At 67.1% G+C, this 16,800-nt stretch carries 15 protein-coding genes; 11 read left to right on the top strand and 4 right to left on the bottom strand.

The features are described from left to right. The first annotated feature begins 40 nt into the window (after positions 1 to 40). The 3 genes from G3W89_RS18300 to G3W89_RS18290 all read left to right on the top strand — a co-directional run bounded on the left by G3W89_RS18300 (position 41) and on the right by G3W89_RS18290 (position 3,630). A complete protein-coding gene (locus tag G3W89_RS18300; protein ID WP_162575509.1) occupies positions 41 to 910 on the top strand; it encodes a GNAT family N-acetyltransferase in 870 nt (289 codons plus the stop codon). A gap of 61 nt (positions 911 to 971) precedes the next feature. After that, positions 972 to 3,161 (top strand): polyphosphate kinase 1, encoded by a 2,190-nt coding sequence (gene ppk1 / locus G3W89_RS18295; protein WP_162575508.1) that lies wholly within the window; start codon positions 972 to 974, stop codon positions 3,159 to 3,161. Positions 3,162 to 3,168: 7 nt separating this feature from the next. After that, complete coding sequence (locus G3W89_RS18290) at positions 3,169 to 3,630, top strand: SixA phosphatase family protein (protein ID WP_162575507.1); 462 nt, start codon at positions 3,169 to 3,171, stop codon at positions 3,628 to 3,630. A gap of 32 nt (positions 3,631 to 3,662) precedes the next feature. Here the strand turns inward: G3W89_RS18290 and G3W89_RS18285 are convergent, their stop codons facing one another. Continuing rightward, entirely contained in the window at positions 3,663 to 5,180 is a 1,518-nt protein-coding gene (locus tag G3W89_RS18285) for a Ppx/GppA phosphatase family protein (protein WP_162575506.1), read from the bottom strand. A gap of 251 nt (positions 5,181 to 5,431) precedes the next feature. On the opposite strand from G3W89_RS18285, the gene pstS reads away from it, so the two are divergent. From pstS to phoR, 7 genes are all read left to right on the top strand, one after another. Then, a complete protein-coding gene (gene pstS, locus G3W89_RS18280; protein WP_162575505.1) occupies positions 5,432 to 6,475 on the top strand; it encodes a phosphate ABC transporter substrate-binding protein PstS in 1,044 nt (347 codons plus the stop codon). A gap of 16 nt (positions 6,476 to 6,491) precedes the next feature. Next, the gene (pstC, locus tag G3W89_RS18275; RefSeq protein WP_162575504.1) at positions 6,492 to 7,562 is read left to right on the top strand and encodes a phosphate ABC transporter permease subunit PstC; all 1,071 of its coding nucleotides are present in this window, start codon (positions 6,492 to 6,494) and stop codon (positions 7,560 to 7,562) included. Positions 7,563 to 7,676: 114 nt separating this feature from the next. Further along, the gene (gene pstA, locus G3W89_RS18270; RefSeq protein ID WP_162575503.1) at positions 7,677 to 8,561 is read left to right on the top strand and encodes a phosphate ABC transporter permease PstA; all 885 of its coding nucleotides are present in this window, start codon (positions 7,677 to 7,679) and stop codon (positions 8,559 to 8,561) included. 5 nt (positions 8,562 to 8,566) lie between these two features. After that, positions 8,567 to 9,349, top strand: a complete 783-nt coding sequence (pstB, locus tag G3W89_RS18265) for a phosphate ABC transporter ATP-binding protein PstB (RefSeq protein WP_162575502.1) — start codon at positions 8,567 to 8,569, stop codon at positions 9,347 to 9,349. 10 nt (positions 9,350 to 9,359) lie between these two features. Continuing rightward, a complete protein-coding gene (gene phoU, locus G3W89_RS18260) occupies positions 9,360 to 10,061 on the top strand; it encodes a phosphate signaling complex protein PhoU (RefSeq protein WP_162575501.1) in 702 nt (233 codons plus the stop codon). Between the two features lie 25 nt (positions 10,062 to 10,086). After that, positions 10,087 to 10,779 (top strand): phosphate regulon transcriptional regulator PhoB, encoded by a 693-nt coding sequence (gene phoB / locus G3W89_RS18255; RefSeq protein WP_162575500.1) that lies wholly within the window; start codon positions 10,087 to 10,089, stop codon positions 10,777 to 10,779. A gap of 40 nt (positions 10,780 to 10,819) precedes the next feature. Continuing rightward, positions 10,820 to 12,160: a phosphate regulon sensor histidine kinase PhoR gene (gene phoR / locus G3W89_RS18250; RefSeq protein WP_162575499.1), complete on the top strand. Its 1,341-nt coding sequence runs from the start codon at positions 10,820 to 10,822 to the stop codon at positions 12,158 to 12,160. On the opposite strand, the gene G3W89_RS18245 is transcribed toward phoR, so the two are convergent. From G3W89_RS18245 to G3W89_RS18235, 3 genes are all read right to left on the bottom strand, one after another. Beyond that, positions 12,144 to 13,484, bottom strand: coding sequence for an MATE family efflux transporter (locus G3W89_RS18245; RefSeq protein WP_232076616.1), 1,341 nt, complete (start codon positions 13,482 to 13,484; stop codon positions 12,144 to 12,146). The genes phoR and G3W89_RS18245 overlap by 17 nt on opposite strands. Then, positions 13,481 to 15,211, bottom strand: a complete 1,731-nt coding sequence (locus tag G3W89_RS18240) for a hypothetical protein (protein ID WP_162575498.1) — start codon at positions 15,209 to 15,211, stop codon at positions 13,481 to 13,483. Before G3W89_RS18240 ends, G3W89_RS18245 begins: the two co-directional genes overlap by 4 nt. Positions 15,212 to 15,297: 86 nt before the next feature. After that, entirely contained in the window at positions 15,298 to 15,567 is a 270-nt protein-coding gene (locus G3W89_RS18235) for a type B 50S ribosomal protein L31 (RefSeq protein ID WP_162575497.1), read from the bottom strand. A 170-nt stretch (positions 15,568 to 15,737) separates the two neighbouring features. Between G3W89_RS18235 and G3W89_RS18230 the strand changes: the two genes are divergently transcribed. After that, a complete protein-coding gene (locus tag G3W89_RS18230; protein WP_162575496.1) occupies positions 15,738 to 16,799 on the top strand; it encodes an oxidoreductase in 1,062 nt (353 codons plus the stop codon). Position 16,800 lies beyond the last annotated feature (1 nt).

Genomic DNA, 16,800 nt, shown 5'->3' with positions numbered 1-16,800 from the left:
ATTGCGGGCTCACAGACTTCGCCGGCAGAAAGGGTTCCGCATGAAAGAACTGCCCACGCCGACGTTTCCATTCTCGCAACTCGGGTTGCGCGCCGCCCTGTGGCCGGCAACGGGCCGCGCGCCGGCAACGGTTCCGGTTCCTGCCGCGCCGCTCGCCCTGCCCAAGCCGATCGACGTCGACCGTGGCGGTATCAGCGTGAGCTGGGCGCGCCACCAGGACGACGTTCGTGCCGCACAGCGCCTGCGCCATGACGTGTTCGCCGGTGAGATGGGCGCGCGCCTGAACACCTCGCTGGAAGGCCACGACGTCGACCTGTTCGACGACTTCTGCGAGCACCTGCTGGTGCGCGACGAGGCCACGCGCCAGGTGATCGGCACCTATCGCGTGCTGACGCCAGCCCAGGCCCGCCGCGTGGGCAGCACCTACAGCGACACCGAGTTCGACCTGACGCGCCTGCGCGACCTGCGCGAGCGCATGGTCGAGCTGGGCCGCAGCTGCGTGCATGCCGACCACCGCCAGGGCGGCGTGATCCTCGCATTGTGGGGCGCGCTTGCCGCCTTCATGAACCGCAACAAGCTCGACACCATGATCGGCTGCGCCAGCATTCCGATGTGGCTGAACGGCGTGACCAGCGGCGACGCCGCCGCGAGCATCTGGCGCCAGCTGTCGGCCACGCACATGGCGCCGATCCAGTACCAGGTGCAGCCGCGCCTGCCGCTGCCGGTGCACCGCCTCGACGGCGACCTGGACATCGAGCCGCCGGCCCTGATCAAGGGCTACCTGCGGCTGGGTGCCAGGGTGCTCGGCGCGCCGGCATGGGATCCGGACTTCAACACCGCCGATCTGCCGATGCTGATGCGCATCGACGACCTGCCGGCGCGCTACCGCAAACATTTCCTGGCCAATTGACAGCCCGGAAAGAGCGTCACACAGTTGTCATGGAAGTGTCACGAAGTCGTCGGACACTGTGATGTTCTTGCTTGCGACCATTCCTGTGCCCGTTGTTCCAGACAATTTTGCTTCTTCACCTGCCCTCGCCGACAGCCCGCCTGTCGCCGCGGGCTCGTCGCTGACCCTGCTGGATCGCGACCACAGCATCCTGGCTTTCAACGAGCGCGTGCTCGATTGGGCCTATCGGCCCGAGGTGCCCCTGATCGAGCGGCTGCGCTACCTTTGCATCGTGTCGTCCAATCTCGACGAGTTCTTCGAAGTCCGGATGGCGCCGCACCTGGCCGCCCATACGGCGGGCGAGCGGAAGGGCAACTACACCGTCGACTCCTTCGCTCGCCTGTCCGAGGCGGCCCATACCCTCGTGGGCCGGCAGTACGCCCTCTACAACGGCGAGCTGATGCCGACCTTCGCGAAGGAAGGCATCCATGTCATCTCGCATGGCGAACGCAATACGGCGCAGCGCAAATGGGTGAACGACTATTACGAGCGCGAGGTCCGGCCGCTGCTGATTCCCGTCGGGCTCGATCCGGCCCATCCCTTTCCACAAGTCGCCAACAAGTCGCTCAACTTCATCGTGCGCCTGGGCGGCAAGGATGCCTTCGGCCGCGAGAACCCGATCGCCATCGTCAAGGTGCCCCGGGTGCTGCCGCGCATGATCGCGATGCCTGCCAAGGTGTCCGGCGGCAAGAAGCTGTTCGTTGCGCTTTCGAGCATCGTGCGCGCGCACCTGCAGGGCATGTTCCCGGGGCGCGAGGTGGGCGACTTCTCGCAGTTCCGCGTCACGCGACATTCCGATCTCGCCGTCGACGAGGAAGACGTCAAGAACCTGCGCACAGCGCTGCGCCAGGGGCTGCAGCATCGGCACTTCGGGCAGGCCGTGCGGCTGGAAGTTTCGGCCAGCTGCGCCGAGTCGCTGGCGACCTTCCTGCTGGCGCAGTTCGATCTACCGCCGGAGGCACTCTACCGCGTGCACGGCCCCGTCAACCTGGCGCGGCTGACGCAGTTGATCGACCTGCTGGACGAGCCGCAGCTTCGCTTCGCGCCTTACCAGGCTTCCTATCCCGTTTCGCTGTCGCCGGGGCAGTCCTTCTTCGAGCGGCTGCAGGCGGGCGATGCGCTGATCCACCAGCCCTTCGAGAGCTTCGAAGGCGTGCTCGCCTTCCTGCGGGAGGCCGTGCAGGACCCGCAGGTGCTCGCGATCAAGCAGACCATCTACCGTACCGGCGTCGATTCGGAGCTCATGGAGCTGTTGCGCGAGGCGGTTCGCCGCGGCAAGGAAGTCACGGTGATCGTGGAGCTCAAGGCGCGCTTCGACGAAGAAGCCAACATCAACTGGGCCGAGATGCTCGAGTCGATCGGTGCCCAGGTGGTCTATGGGGTCGTGGGCCTGAAGACGCACGCCAAGATGCTGCTCGTGACGCGGCGCGAGGGCAAGGTGTTGCGGCGCTACGGCCACCTCTCCACCGGCAACTACAACCCCCTCACCGCCAGGCTCTACACCGACATCAGCCACCTGACTGCCGACCGGCTGCTCACGGCCGATATGGAAGCCGTGTTCGTGCACATGGCCAGCCAGAGCCGGCTGCCGAAGCTCAACCGCATGTGGATGGCGCCTTTCGACCTGCATCGCAACCTGATTGCACGCATCGACGCCTTGGGGGCCGCAGCGGTACGGGGCGTGCCCACGCGCATCGTTGCGAAGATGAATGCGTTGACCGACGAGGCCCTGATCGCTTCGCTGGTCAGCGCCGGCCGCAAGGGCGTGAAGATCGACCTGATCGTGCGCGGCGCCTGCACCCTGCCTGCCCAGGTACCGGGCCTGACCGACAACGTCCGCGTCCGTTCGGTCATCGGCCGGTTTCTCGAGCATTCGCGGGTGTTCTATTTCCGTGAGGACGAGGACGAGGCGCTCTACCTGTCGAGCGCCGACTGGATGAACCGCAACATGCTGCGGCGCATCGAGCTGGCCTGGCCGGTGACCGATCCGGTGCTGCGCCAGCGCCTGATCGACGAGTGCCTGGTGGCCTACCTGCACGACGGGCGCGATGCGTGGGACCTCGGCGCCGATGGAAGCTATCGCCGTGTCAACCACGACACGCATCAGGGAGAGGAGGGCGCGCCGCGTGCGGTCCAGGCCCATGGTGCGCAAACCGCCCTCATGGTCCGCTACTCGTCGCGGGGCCGCGTCCGGGCCGCGTCGCGCGTGTGAGGCCTGCATGGACCTGATCTTCTGGCGTCATGCCGAGGCCGAGGACTGGACCGAAGGTTGCGACGACCTGCAGCGCTCGCTGACACCGCGCGGCGAGAAGCAGGCCAAGCGCATGGCCGCCTGGCTGGACCGGCAGTTGCCCGAGGGCACGCGCGTCGTCTGCAGCCCGGCGCGGCGTTGCGAGCAGACGGTGCTTGCGCTGGGCCGCAAGTACAAGCTGCGCAGCGAGCTCTCGCCCGACACCACGGCGGACGCCCTGCTGGGCGGCGCCGGCTGGCCCAATGGCAAGTCGGTGGTGTTGCTGGTCGGCCATCAGCCGTCGCTGGGCCAGGCCATCTCGCTGCTGCTAGGGCTCAAGCAGGACAGCTGCCCGGTGCGCAAGGGCGCCGTCTGGTGGATCCGCACGCGCGAGCGCGACGGCGACACCCAGACGGTGGTGGTGACGGTGCAGTCGCCCGAACTGCTGTAGTCAGCTGGCGCAAGCACGCCGCGGCCTGCGATTCAGACGCCTTCGAGCTGGACCCGCCAGGGCGTCTTCTGCCAGGCCAGTACTTCCTCGCGCAGCAGGTGGGCCGATTGCGGATAGGTCTCCGACCAGCCGTTGCGGCATGTCAGGATGAAAACGCGGCTGTCGGCACGCACCAGCCGCAGCGCCTGCAGATCGGGATCACGCCGTGCATGGCACAGGAGCACTGACAGCCGCAGCGCCAGCAGCTGGGGCACGAAGACCTCGTCGTCCAGCGCACCCTCGAGCTTGCGCAGCTTGCCCCGGTGGCCCAGCACCAGCTGGCTGAGCGAATGCATCTCGTTGACCGCGAAGCCCGGTGCGTCGGTGTTGTCCAGGATGTAGGCGCCGTGCTTGTGGTAGTCGCTGTGCGAGATGTGAGTGCCGATCTCGTGCAGCTGTGCAGCCCAGCCGAGCTTGCGCAGCGCGCGGCCGGCGCGGCTGGTGGTGCCGGCGCCGCGCGAGGCCGGCTCCAGTTGCAGGAACAGCGCCGCGGCCGTCTCTCCGACCCGCCTCACCTGGGCGGAGTCGACCGCGAAGCGGCTGGCCAGGCGCGCGACCGTGGCGGCACGCAGGTCGGCTACGCTCTCGTCGCGCTCGAGCAGCTCATGGAGCACGCCGTGGCGCAGGGCGCCCTGCGCCACCTTCATCTCGTCGATCTCGAGCAAGTCGAAGACGGCCCGCAGCACGCTCACGCCGCCGCCGATCACCGCCTTGCGGTCTTCCCGCATCCCCTCGATGCGCAAGCGGTCGGCGCTGCCGGCCTTCAGCAGGCGCTCGACCAGCCAGTCGAGCCCGTCGCGCGTGATGACGCCAGGCTCGCCGCCGGCCGCTCCCAGCACGTCGCCGACCGCGCCTATCGTGCCGGAAGCGCCGTACGCCACGTCCCAGCGGTCGGGCACGTAAGTGCCGAGCGCTTCGTCCAGCACTGCCTTGGCGGCGACCTCCGCGGCACGGAACGCGCCAGGGGTGAATTGGGCCTCGGGAAAGTGCTTCATCGACCAGGCGACGCTTCCGACCCGGTACGACTCCATCACGGTCGCTTCCAGGCCGGTGCCGATGATCATCTCGGTCGAGCGGCCGCCGATGTCCACCACCAGCCGGCGCTCCTGGTCCGAGGCGTCGGTATGGGGCAGCAGGTGCGCCACGCCCTGGTAGATGAGGCGAGCCTCCTCGCGGCCGGTGATGACGTCGATGCCGAAGCCAAGGATGGTGCGCGCGCGCAGCAGGAACTCGTCGCGGTTGCGGGCTTCTCGCAGGGTCTGGGTGGCCACCGCGCGGACCTGCGAGCGCTTGAAGCCCGCCAGCCGCTCACCAAAGCGGGCGAGGGTCTCCCAGCCGCGCTGCATGGCCTCTGGCGTGAGATTGCGGGCCGCGTCCAGGCCGTTTCCCTGCCGGACAGTCTCCTTCAGATATTCGGTGCGGTGGATCTGGCCGTGGTCGACCCGGCCGATTTCGAGCCTGAAGCTGTTCGAGCCGAGATCGACCGCGGCGAGGCGGGTTCCGTTTTGCATGTCGAGATGGAGAAGCGCAGGGCCCTGATCGTAGCCTCACGGCCGCCCGGTGCTGCGTAGGCAGGCACCGCGGCACGGGCCTGCCCAGGCCAGGCAGGGAGCATGACGTTTGTGTGACATCGTCATGGAATTCGCCCACAGTGACGGCCGCTCTCCCTCTGAGGAGGGTGTCATATTCATGTCACACAAGCTTTCTAGAGTCGCTGTCAAGTCCCCGGCAAAGGGGTTTTGCACATCCAGAAGGAAGCCTCATGAAAACGACGTTCAAGTTTGCAGCCGCCGGCCTGTTTGCCGCGGCAATGGCCCATGTCCCAGCCCTTGCCCAGGACGCCACGGGCGCAGGCGCAAGTTTCCCGGCGCCGCTGTACTCCAAGTGGGCCTCCGATTTCAACAAGGCGACCGGCGCGAAGATCAACTACCAGTCGGTGGGTTCCGGCGCCGGCATCAAGCAGATCGATGCCAAGACGGTGGATTTCGGCGCTTCCGACATGCCGCTGACCGACGAAGATCTCAAGGCCAAGGGCCTGCTGCAGTTCCCCACCGTCATCGGCGGCGTGGTTCCGGTGGTCAACGTTCAGGGAATCAAGGCGGGCGAGCTCAAGCTCAGTGGCCAGGTGCTCGGCGACATCTACCTTGGCAAGATCACCAAGTGGAACGACCCGGCGATCAAGGCGCTGAACGGTTCGCTCGCGCTGCCCGACGCCGCGATCGCCCCGGTGCGCCGCGCCGATGGTTCCGGCACCACCTTCCTGTTCACCAACTACCTGAGCAAGGCCAACCCGGACTGGAAGGCCAAGGTCGGTGACGGCACTGCCGTGAACTGGCCCACTGGCGCGGGCGGCAAGGGCAACGAAGGCGTTGCGCAGTTCGTCAGCAAGCTGCCCAATTCGATCGGCTACGTCGAGTACGCCTACGTCAAGCAGAACAAGATGACCTATGCGCAGATGCAGAACGCTGCCGGCAAGTTCGTCACCCCGGACGATGACGCGTTCAAGGCGGCGGCCGCCGGTGCCGACTGGTCCAGGACTTTCTACCAGGTGCTGACCAACCAGCCCGGCGAGCAGTCGTGGCCCATCACGGGCGCGACCTTCATCCTGATGCACAAGACGCAGGACAAGCCGGCGCAGGCGACCACCACGCTCAAGTTCTTCGACTGGGCCTACAAGAATGGCGACAAGACCGCCGGCGACCTCGACTACGTGCCGATGCCTGACAAGGTGAAGGGCATCATCGCGACGGCCTGGGGTGACATCAAGGACGCGTCGGGCAAGCCCCTCGCGGTCAGCGCCAAGTAATCCAAGCCGGCGCGTCATGAGCACACCGCTCGAGCACGCGCCGATTCCGGAGCGACCTGTGTCATCCAGTTTTCCCGCTGCCGCAAACCCTCTTGAGCTGCCGCCCGAGGGCATACGCACAAACAACAGCCCGCCTTCCGCCAGGAAGCCGCGCACCGGCGCCACCGTCGATCGCCTGTTCGGGATGGCCGCCAAGGGAGCTGCGCTGCTGACGCTGGCGATGCTGATCGGCATTCTCTTGTCGCTCTTCGTAGGTGCCTGGCCCGCGATCTCCAAGTTCGGCCTCGGCTTTCTCACCAGCAGCGTGTGGGACCCGGTCCAGAACGAGTACGGCGGTCTGGTGATGATCTACGGCACGCTCGCCACTTCGCTGATTGCGCTGGTCATCGCAGTGCCGGTGAGCTTCGGTATCGCACTGTTCCTCACCGAGATGTCGCCGGCCTGGCTCAAGCGGCCGCTCGGCACTGCGATCGAACTGCTGGCCGCGGTGCCCTCGATCGTCTACGGCATGTGGGGCCTGCTGGTGTTCGGCCCGATCCTCTCGACCTACGTGCAGCAGCCGCTGCAGAGATTGTTCGATGGGGTGCCTTACCTGGGCGCACTGGTGTCCGGCCCACCGGTCGGCATCGGCATTCTGTCGGCCGGCATCATCCTGGCGATCATGATCATCCCCTTCATTGCCTCGGTGATGCGCGACGTGTTCGAAGTCACGCCGCCGCTGCTCAAGGAGTCGGCGTACGGCCTCGGCTCGACGACCTGGGAAGTGGTCTCCAGGGTGGTGCTGCCCTATACCAAGGCCGGCGTGATCGGCGGCATCATGCTGGGCCTCGGCCGTGCGCTGGGCGAGACCATGGCGGTCACTTTCGTGATCGGCAATACCAACCAGCTGAACTCGCTCTCGGTGTTCGAGGCGGCCAACAGCATCACCTCGGTGCTGGCCAACGAGTTCGCGGAAGCAGGTGCGGGCCTGCACCAGGCTTCGCTGATGTATCTCGGCCTGGTGCTGTTCTTCATCACCTTCGTGGTGCTGTCGCTGTCGAAGCTGCTGCTGCAGCAGATGCAGAAGAGCGAGGGCAAGAAGTCATGAGCCGCACGGCCGCTCCGAAGGCGAATACCGCAGCGCGCAGCGCGGAGGTTTTTCTATGAGCCGCACGGCCGCTCCGAAGGCGAATACCGCAGCGCGCAGCGCGGAGGTTCTTTTATGAGTACAGCGGAACGACTGCTCAGCGCGAAGGCGCTCGACGAGACGCGCGCGGCCAGGTTCGCGAGCCGCAAGCGCATCAACATCATCGCGCTGTCGCTGTCGATGGCCGCGATGGCCTTCGGCGTGTTCTGGCTGGTCTGGATCTTGTGGGAAACGCTGCGCCTCGGCGTCGGCGGCCTGGCGATCGCCACCTTCACCGAGATGACGCCACCTCCGAACGAGGCCGGCGGTATCGCCAATGCGATCTTCGGCTCGCTGGCCATGGTGCTGCTGGCCACCTTCGTCGGCACGCCGATCGGCATCATGGCCGGCATCTACCTGGCGGAATACAACCCCAAGGGCTGGCTGGCGGGTGTCACGCGCTTTGTCAACGACATCCTGCTGTCGGCACCCTCGATCGTGATCGGCCTGTTCGTCTACGCGATTGCAGTGGCGTACTTCAGGTCCTTCTCGGGGCTGGCCGGGGCGATGGCACTGGCGCTGATCGTGATCCCGGTCGTGATCCGCACCACCGAGAACATGCTGCAGCTGGTCCCGGCCGGACTGCGCGAAGCCGCCTACGCGCTCGGCACGCCGAAGTGGCGGGTGATCATGAGCATCACGCTGCGTGCGGCGCGCGCCGGGGTGGTCACGGGCATCCTGCTGGCGGTGGCGCGTATTGCGGGGGAGACCGCGCCGCTGCTCTTCACCGCGCTCAACAACCAGTTCTGGACCGCCGACATGACGCAGCCGATGGCCAGCCTGCCGGTGACCATCTTCAAGTTCGCGATGAGCCCCTACGAGAACTGGCAGCAGCTGGCCTGGGCCGGTGTGTTCCTGATCACCGTCGCGGTGCTGGCGCTCAATATCCTCGCTCGCGTCCTGACGCGCAACAAACACTGAACACCATGCCATCCACCATCGCCGTACAGCCGTCTCCCGCGAAGATCTCGGTCAAGAACCTGAACTTCTACTACGGCAAGTTCCACGCGCTCAAGGGCATCAACCTCGAGATCCCCGAGAACAAGGTCACCGCCTTCATCGGCCCCTCGGGCTGTGGCAAGTCGACGCTGCTTCGCACGTTCAACCGCATGTTCGAGCTCTATCCGGAGCAGCGCGCCGAAGGCGTGATCGCGCTGGACGGCGAGAACCTGCTGACCTCCAGGCAGGACGTGGCGCTGATCCGCGCCAAGATCGGCATGGTGTTCCAGAAGCCGACGCCTTTCCCGATGTCGATCTACGACAACATCGCCTTCGGCGTGAAGCTGTTCGAGAACCTGAGCGCCTCCGAGATGGACGACCGTGTCGAGTGGGCGCTCAAGAAGGCCGCGCTCTGGACCGAGGTGCGCGACAAGCTGCAGCAGAGCGGCTCGGGCCTGTCCGGCGGCCAGCAGCAGCGGCTTTGCATTGCCCGCGGAATCGCGATCAAGCCCGAGGTGCTGCTGCTCGACGAGCCGTGCTCGGCGCTGGACCCGATCTCCACGGCCAAGATTGAGGAACTGATTGCCGAGCTGAAGAACGAATACACGGTGGTCATCGTGACCCACAACATGCAACAGGCGGCACGCTGCAGCGACTACACGGCGTACATGTACCTGGGCGACCTGATCGAGTTCGGCGCTACCGAAGAGCTTTTCTTCAAGCCCAGGCGCAAAGAGACCGAGGACTACATCACCGGCCGTTTCGGCTGAAAGGAGCGTCATGACCGAGAAACATCTCTCCAGCCAGTTCGACAGCGAGCTGAACGCGGTCTCGTCGCGCGTCATGGAACTCGGCGGCATGGTCGAGTCCCAGATCAACCAGGCCGTGTATGCGTTGGCACAGTTCGACACGGACTCGGCCAATCGGGTGATCGAGACCGAGATCCGCGTCAACGCGATGGAGATCGAGATCGACCGCGAGTTGTCCTCGATCATCGCGCGGCGCCAGCCGACGGCGCGCGACCTGCGCCTCCTGATCGCCATCTCGAAGACCACCGCCAACCTCGAGCGCGTGGGGGACGAGGCCAACAAGATTGCGCGGATGGTGAAGAAGATCATCGAGAGCGGCTCGGCGCGGGCGCTGCCCTCCACCGAGCTGCGCGTTGCGGCCGACCTGGCCTCGGGCTTGCTGCGCAAGGCGCTCGACGCCTTTGCGCGTCTGGACACCGCCGCCGCGCTGTCGATCCTCAAGGACGACGACCTGATCGACCAGGAGTTCGACGGCTTCGTGCGCAAGCTGGTCACCTACATGATGGAAGACCCGCGCACCATCTCAGCCAGCCTCGACCTGCTGTTCCTGGCGAAGGCCATCGAGCGCATCGGCGATCATGCGAAGAACATCGCCGAGTTCATCATCTACATCGTCAAGGGCGCCGACGTGCGGCACACTTCGATGCAAGAGATCGAGTCGGCACTTCAATAGGCTTAATAGGCTTGCATTTTCATCAATGAAGAAACCCCGCGTCCTGATCGTCGAAGACGAATCCTCGATTGCCGAGCTCATTGCCGTCAACCTGCGCCACAACGGCTTCGAGCCGATCTGGGCGGAGGACGGCGCGGCGGCGCAGCGCGAGATCGACGCCTGTCTGCCCGACCTGGTTCTGCTCGACTGGATGCTGCCGGGCCAGAGCGGCCTTCAATTGGCGCGACAGTGGCGCAAGGACCCGCGCACCAAGAGCATGCCGATCCTCATGCTGACGGCGCGCGGCGACGAACCTGACAAGGTCGCCGGATTGGACGCCGGGGCAGACGACTACATCACCAAGCCCTTCTCCACGCAGGAAATGCTGGCGCGTATCCGGGCCGTGCTGCGGCGCCGGGCGCCCGAGGTGGTGGCCGAGCGCGTCGAAATCGGCGAGCTGGCCCTCGATACGGCAACGCACCGCGTGACCTGGCAAGGCTTGCCGCTGAAGGTCGGGCCGACCGAGTTCAAGCTGCTGGGCTACCTGATGCAGCACGCCGAGCGTGTGCACAGCCGTTCCCAACTGCTGGACAAGGTGTGGGGCGATCACGTCTACATCGAGGAGCGCACGGTCGACGTGCACGTCAAACGCCTGCGCGAGTCGCTGGGCGCCGCAGCGCCGATGGTCGAGACCGTGCGCGGCGCCGGCTACAGACTCACGGCACAGATCACCGTGTGAAGGGCTCGCCGGCGAGCACGCGGCGGCACAATGGGCAGGCATGCCGTTTCGTATCGCAACTTTCCTGATCGCTTCCGTGCTCGGGGCCGCCATCGTCGCGGCAATGGCAGGGCTTCACTTTTTGTGGCTGGGCGCATGGCTGGGTGCGGTGCTGTGGCTCGGGCTCGACGCCTGGCGCGCCCAGCGGCTGCTGGACGTGCTGCGCCACGACGGCAGCGGCCTGCCGTCGCGTGGGTCGGGCGTGTGGGGCGAGATCGCCGAACGCATTCGCAAGCTGCTGCGCGCGCGCGAGCAGCAGACCCGGCAGGCCGAGGACCGCCTGCAGGAGTTCCTGGCCGCCATCCAGGCCTCGCCGAACGGTGTGGTGCTGCTCGATGAGCAGGGCCGCATCGAGTGGTGCAACCAGACCGCGGCCGGCCAGTTCGGCATCGATGCCGAGCGCGACCTCTTGCAGCATCTCTCGAATTTGGTGCGCGATCCTGCTTTCGTGGCCTACCTCGCTTCGTGGAACTACAGCCGCGACGTGGTCATCGACGCGCCGTCGCAAATCCACGGCCATCGCGGCCATCCGGTGCGGCTGTCGGTGCAGGTGCACCCGTACGCCGGCAATCGCCGCATGCTGCTGACGCGCGACATCACCTCGCTGGAGCAGGCCGAGGCCATGCGGCGCGACTTCGTTGCCAATGTCTCGCACGAGATCCGCACACCGCTCACGGTGCTCGCCGGCTTCGTCGAGACCTTGCAGAACCTGCCGCTGGACGCCGAGGAGCGATCTCGCTATCTGGCGCTCATGGCCCAGCAGTCGCACCGCATGGAGACGCTGGTCAACGACCTGCTCACGCTGTCGCGCCTGGAAGGCAGTGCGGCGCCGCCTTCCAACCGCTGGACCCGCGTGCGTGCGCTGATGGCGCAGTGCGAGGACGAGGGCCGCGGCCTGTCGAACCGGCTGAGCCCGAAGGGACACAAGCTGAGCTTCATGCTGGAAGCCGATTCCGAGATCGCCGGTGCGGCCACCGAGCTGCAGAGCGCCATGTCCAACCTGCTGAGCAATGCGATCCGCTACACGCCCGGCGGCGGCGAAGTGGCGGTGACCTGGCGGGTCCTGCCCGATGGCCGCGGCGAGTACGCGGTGCGCGACAGCGGCCCGGGCATCGCGGCGGAGCACATCCCGCGCCTCACCGAGCGCTTCTACCGCATCGATCGCAGCCGCTCGCGGGAGACCGGCGGCACCGGCCTGGGCCTGGCGATCGTGAAGCACGTGGCGCAGCGCCACGGCGCCGAGCTGCGCATCGAGAGCGTGGTGGGCAAGGGCTCGCGCTTTGCGTTGCTGTTCCCGGTCACGCGCTTGCGACAGGCTACTGCCGTCAGCGCCGTCGCCTGAGCGTCGACCACAGCAGCGCGAGCATCAGCGCCGCGGCCATCGCCAAGGCTAGCGCACTCATGAGCCAGAAGGCCAGTGGCGATTGCATCGCCGGCCAGGGACCGATGCCGCGATAAGCCAGCAGGTAGCTGCCGCCCAGCCCGACGCCCCAGAGCAGCGTGCAGTACAGCACCAGCGGCGTCACCGTGACGCGGTAGCAGCGCAGCACGAAGACGCACAGCGTCTGGACAGCATCGGCCAGGTGGTAGGCGGCGGTCGCCAGCAGCAGTGTGGCGCCCAGCGCCACCACTGCGGGATTGGCGGAGTAGATGGCGGCCAGGCGCCAGCGCAGCAGCGCCATGGCCGCGGCGAACAGCAGGGCGCCCAGAAGGGCCAGCTGAAAGCCGCGAACACAGGCGCGCCGTGCCAGTGCGGCATCGCCAGCGCCGAGCCAGAAGCTCACGCGCGCGCTGGTCGCGATGGCGATCGACAGCGGCACCATGTACGCGACGGCCGTGAGGTTGGATGCAATCTGGTGGGCCGCCGAGGCGGCGGTGCCGAGACGGGCGATGAACAGCGCCATCAGAGTAAAGGAGGTGACCTCCACCAGCACGGCGAGGCCCGCCGGAATGCCGAGCCGGGCGAACTGCCTGAGGTGGCGCCAGTCAGGCGGCTCGATGCGGCGCCAGATGCGGTAGTCGCGGAAGATGGACTGGCTGCGCAGCAGCCATGCCGCGCACGCGAGCATGGTCCAGTTGACTGCCAGCGTGGCCCAAGCGCAGCCCACCAGGCCCATGGCCGGCAGGCCGGCGCCGCCGAAGGTGAACCAGATCGACAGGGCCAGCTTTGGCGCCAGCGAGGCCAGCTGGAGCCAGGTCACGAGCTGGGGTTGGCCAAGGCTCTGGTTGAGCGTGCTGAACACCCGAAACAGAAGCGCCGGGGCCAGCGCGAAGGCCAGGACCTGGAGATAGGCTTCCACGTCGGCGCGCATGGCGTGCGGCACCTCGGCCCAGCGCAGCAGCGGTGCGGGAAAGAGCAGGATCGCCATGCCCAGGACGATTGCGAAGGCGCACAGGTAGAGCGACTGGCGCACGGAGCGGCCGACTTCCGCGGTGCGCTGCGCGCCGTGCAGTTCGGCCCAGACCGGCAGCAGCGCCTGCAGCATCCCGAGCAGCGAGACGTAGACGCTGACGAAGATGGCCGAGCCCACCGACAGCGCCGCCAGTGCGCCCTCGGCATAGCGGCCGGCGACGATGGTGTCGGTGACGCCGAAGGCCATCACGGCCATCTGGCCGGCCAGAACCGTCCCGGCGTGGCGTGCAATGACGCGCCGTTCGCTGCTCAAGGCGCGGTTCTTTGGTAGAGCAGCAGGTCGTCGCTGGGACTGGTGGGCCGGCGCAGGGTGCCGATGAGGCGCCAGCTCTCGAGATTGACCAGCGTGTGCAGGCGCCCGATGGCTTCCGGGCTGACGATCAGCCAGGGGCAGCTCGGGCCGCCCAGCAGCGGCTGCAGGTTGATCTGCCCGTGATGGCGCAGTGCCGCGATATGGGGCCGACCCAGCGCCAGCTCGGACATGCAGCTCGGCTGTCCGACCCGCTCGGAGATGGCGCGCACCTGCGGTGCGTAGCTGCGGGCGTAGTCCAGCAACGGCAGCCACAGTGTCATCACCAGCATCCAGCAGAGGGCCGCGCCGCCAGCCGGCAGGACCAGGGTCTTCCACAGCGCGGCGCGCTGCCGGCCGGTGCGCCAGCGCACCAGCCAGGCCCAGGCAAGCGTGGCGGCGATGGCGAAAACAAAAGCGGTGGCGGAGAAGTGCGGGACGAAGCCGGGCGCCAGCTTTGCCACGTTGGCGGCCGTCTTTGCCGGAAAGCCGGTCTGCATCGCGACCCAGATCACCCAGAAGATGATCGCCCAGACGCTGAAGAAGAGCAGCGTGAACCAGTCGATCAGCGCGGCGACGCTGCGCCTGAAGGTCGGCAGGGCGAACGCCGCCAGCGTCGCGAAGGCCGGCAGGGCGAGCAGCAGCGAGCGCTCGGAAAAACTGGTGGTCCAGGTGGCGGCCAGCGGCACCAGGGCGAACCACAGCGGTAGTGCGACGTGGCGCGCCGTCAACTGCCGGCGCCAGCGCCACAGGGTCCATACCGCGAGCGGCCACGCCGGCCAGGTAAACCACAGCAGCAGCTTGGCCTGGCTGCGTACCTCGCTCCAGATGCGGGTGCCAGGCTGGCTGCCAGGCAGCTCGATCTTCCACTGCAACAGGCCGAGCCAGGCGGCCAGGAGCCCGGCCAGCAGTGTGGCACCGAAGATCGTGGCAATGGCGCCCGCGGAATAGGTGGGCTCGTCGCCGGATGTCTGCTCCATGCCGCCGCGCCGGCGGTCCAGGGCGAGGAAGATCACGCAGCCGATGCCCAGCGCCAGCCCCACCGTCGGGCCTCCGCTCAGCGTCATGCCGGCCGCGCCGATCACGAGGGCGACGATCGGACCGATGCGGTGGTATGGAAGGGCGACGACGCCGTAAAACAGCTGCGAAGCGAAGAAGAGCTGGGCCAGCGCCGGGGTGGTCTCATGCCCAAGCTGGGCCAGGCCCAGGCAGGCGATCAGTGCCAGCAGCGCGCCGTCGGCAATGGCGCGGGCGTAGTCGGTGGGACGTGCCTCGCCGCCGAAGGCGAAGGCGACCGGCTGTGCCTGCGTGGTGCGCGCGAGGTAATAGACCGCGTACCAGGTCGCCATGAACGCGCCCCAGAGCAGCAGCGCGAAAGCGATGCGGACGGCGAGGTCGGGATGCACCCAGGCCGGCGCAATCTTGATCGCCCACGCGCCGATCCAGTATGGGATCAGGGCGGGCGTCTCGGGCCGGAGGCCCAGCAGCATCGGATCGAGCCAGCGGGCCAGGCCTTCGGTGCTGCGCGCCAACTCGGCCATGTAGCCGAAGGAGACGATGTCCGCGCTCTTCCAGGGTCCGCGCCCCACCAGGCCGGGCATCAGGTAGGCCGCGCACAGCAGGATCAGGGCGATGCGCGGCAGGCGGCGCACGGCGCTCTGGGCAACGATCGCTGGCGTCGGGTGGTTCAACGGGAAAGGCGTCTGGGTGGAGGGGAGACCAAAAGAAAAAGGGCAGCGCGGTAAACCGGGCTGCCCTCGACTCGGAAGCGCCTGCCTTACTTGGAGGCAGCAGCGCCGGTCTTGCCGAAACGGTTGCGGAACCTCTCGACGCGACCGCCCATGTTGTCCACCGACTTCTGGGTGCCCGTGTAGAAGGGGTGCGACTCGCTCGAGGTGTCGAGCTTGAAGAGCGGCAGCTCGCGGCCGTCGTCGGTCTTGCCCATTTCCTTGGTGTTCACGCAGGAACGGGTGACGAACTTGAAGCCGTTCGACAGATCGACGAACAGGACCTCGCGGTAGTTCGGGTGAATGCCTTCTTTAGCCATGATTTCTTCCTTTGGTCGATGCGAGAGCCACAAGATCGAACGCCTTCGTCCTTCATGAGACTTCTGAAGATGCGTCCCTCCGGCACGGCGCCGGGCTGCACTTTTCGCGGAGCCTGCGATTATCGCATACTGGTCCTTTTGGGCGCCAATCCCATTCACACCCTACAGCCATGAACTCAAGCCCTTTGCGCGCCGGCCTGGTCGGTTTCGGTTTTGCCGGCCAGACTTTTCACGCGCCCGTGCTCTCGGCCGTGCCGGGCCTGCAATTGGCGGCAGTGGCCAGTTCCCGGCCGCACAAGGTGCACGAGGAATGGCCCGACGTCGACGTGGTGCCCGACGTGGCGGCGCTGTTGGGGCGTTCGGACATCGATCTGGTCGTGGTCGCGACGCCCAATGCGCAGCACCATCCGGTGGCCAAGGCCGCGCTGGGTGCGGGCAAGCACGTGGTGGTCGACAAGCCTTTCACCCTCGATGCGGCCCAGGCACGGGAGCTCGCGTCCTTGGCGCAACGGCAGGGCCTGCTGCTGTCGGTCTATCAGAACCGCCGCTTCGACTCGGACTTCCTGACGCTGAAGGCGCTGCTCGCCAGCGGCGAACTGGGCCGGCCGGTCTATCTCGAATCGCATTTCGACCGCTTCCGTCCCCAGGTGCGCGAGCGCTGGCGCGAGCAGCCGGCGCCGGGGGCCGGGCTCTGGGTGGACTTGGGTTCGCACCTGTTGGACCAGGCAGTGCGGCTCTTCGGGCGGCCTGACACGTTGCAGCTCGACACCGCCTGCCTGCGCGACGGGGCGCTCGTCGAGGACTACTTTCACGCCGTGCTGCGTTACGAGAGCGGCTCGCATGCGCCGCTGCGCGTGGTGCTGCACGCAACCACGCTGGCGGCCCATGCCGCTCCCCGCTACATCGTCCACGGCACGCGCGGCAGCTACGTCAAGCGCGGGGTCGATCCGCAGGAGGATGCCCTGCGTGCCGGTAGAAAGCCCGGCGGGGAAGGTTGGGGCGCCGACGGCCTCGATGGCGAGCTGACCTTGCCATCCGACGCCGGCCAATCCAGGCGGAGAAATGTGCCGACCATGGCCGGCAACTACATGACTTACTACGCTGAGGTGCGCGACGCGATCCTCGGCAAGGGCGAGAACCCCGTTGCGCCCGAGCAGGCGGTTGAACTCATGGAGCTTCTGGACCTCGGCCGCCAAAGCGCCGCCGAAGGCCGCGCCTTCCCGGCGCGCTGAG

The sequence above is a fragment of the Variovorax sp. PBL-H6 genome, from assembly GCF_901827155.1.
Taxonomy (GTDB): Bacteria; Pseudomonadota; Gammaproteobacteria; order Burkholderiales; family Burkholderiaceae_C; genus Variovorax.
Note: the sequence above shows the minus strand (reverse complement) of the source record. Positions and strands in the feature narration are given on the sequence as shown.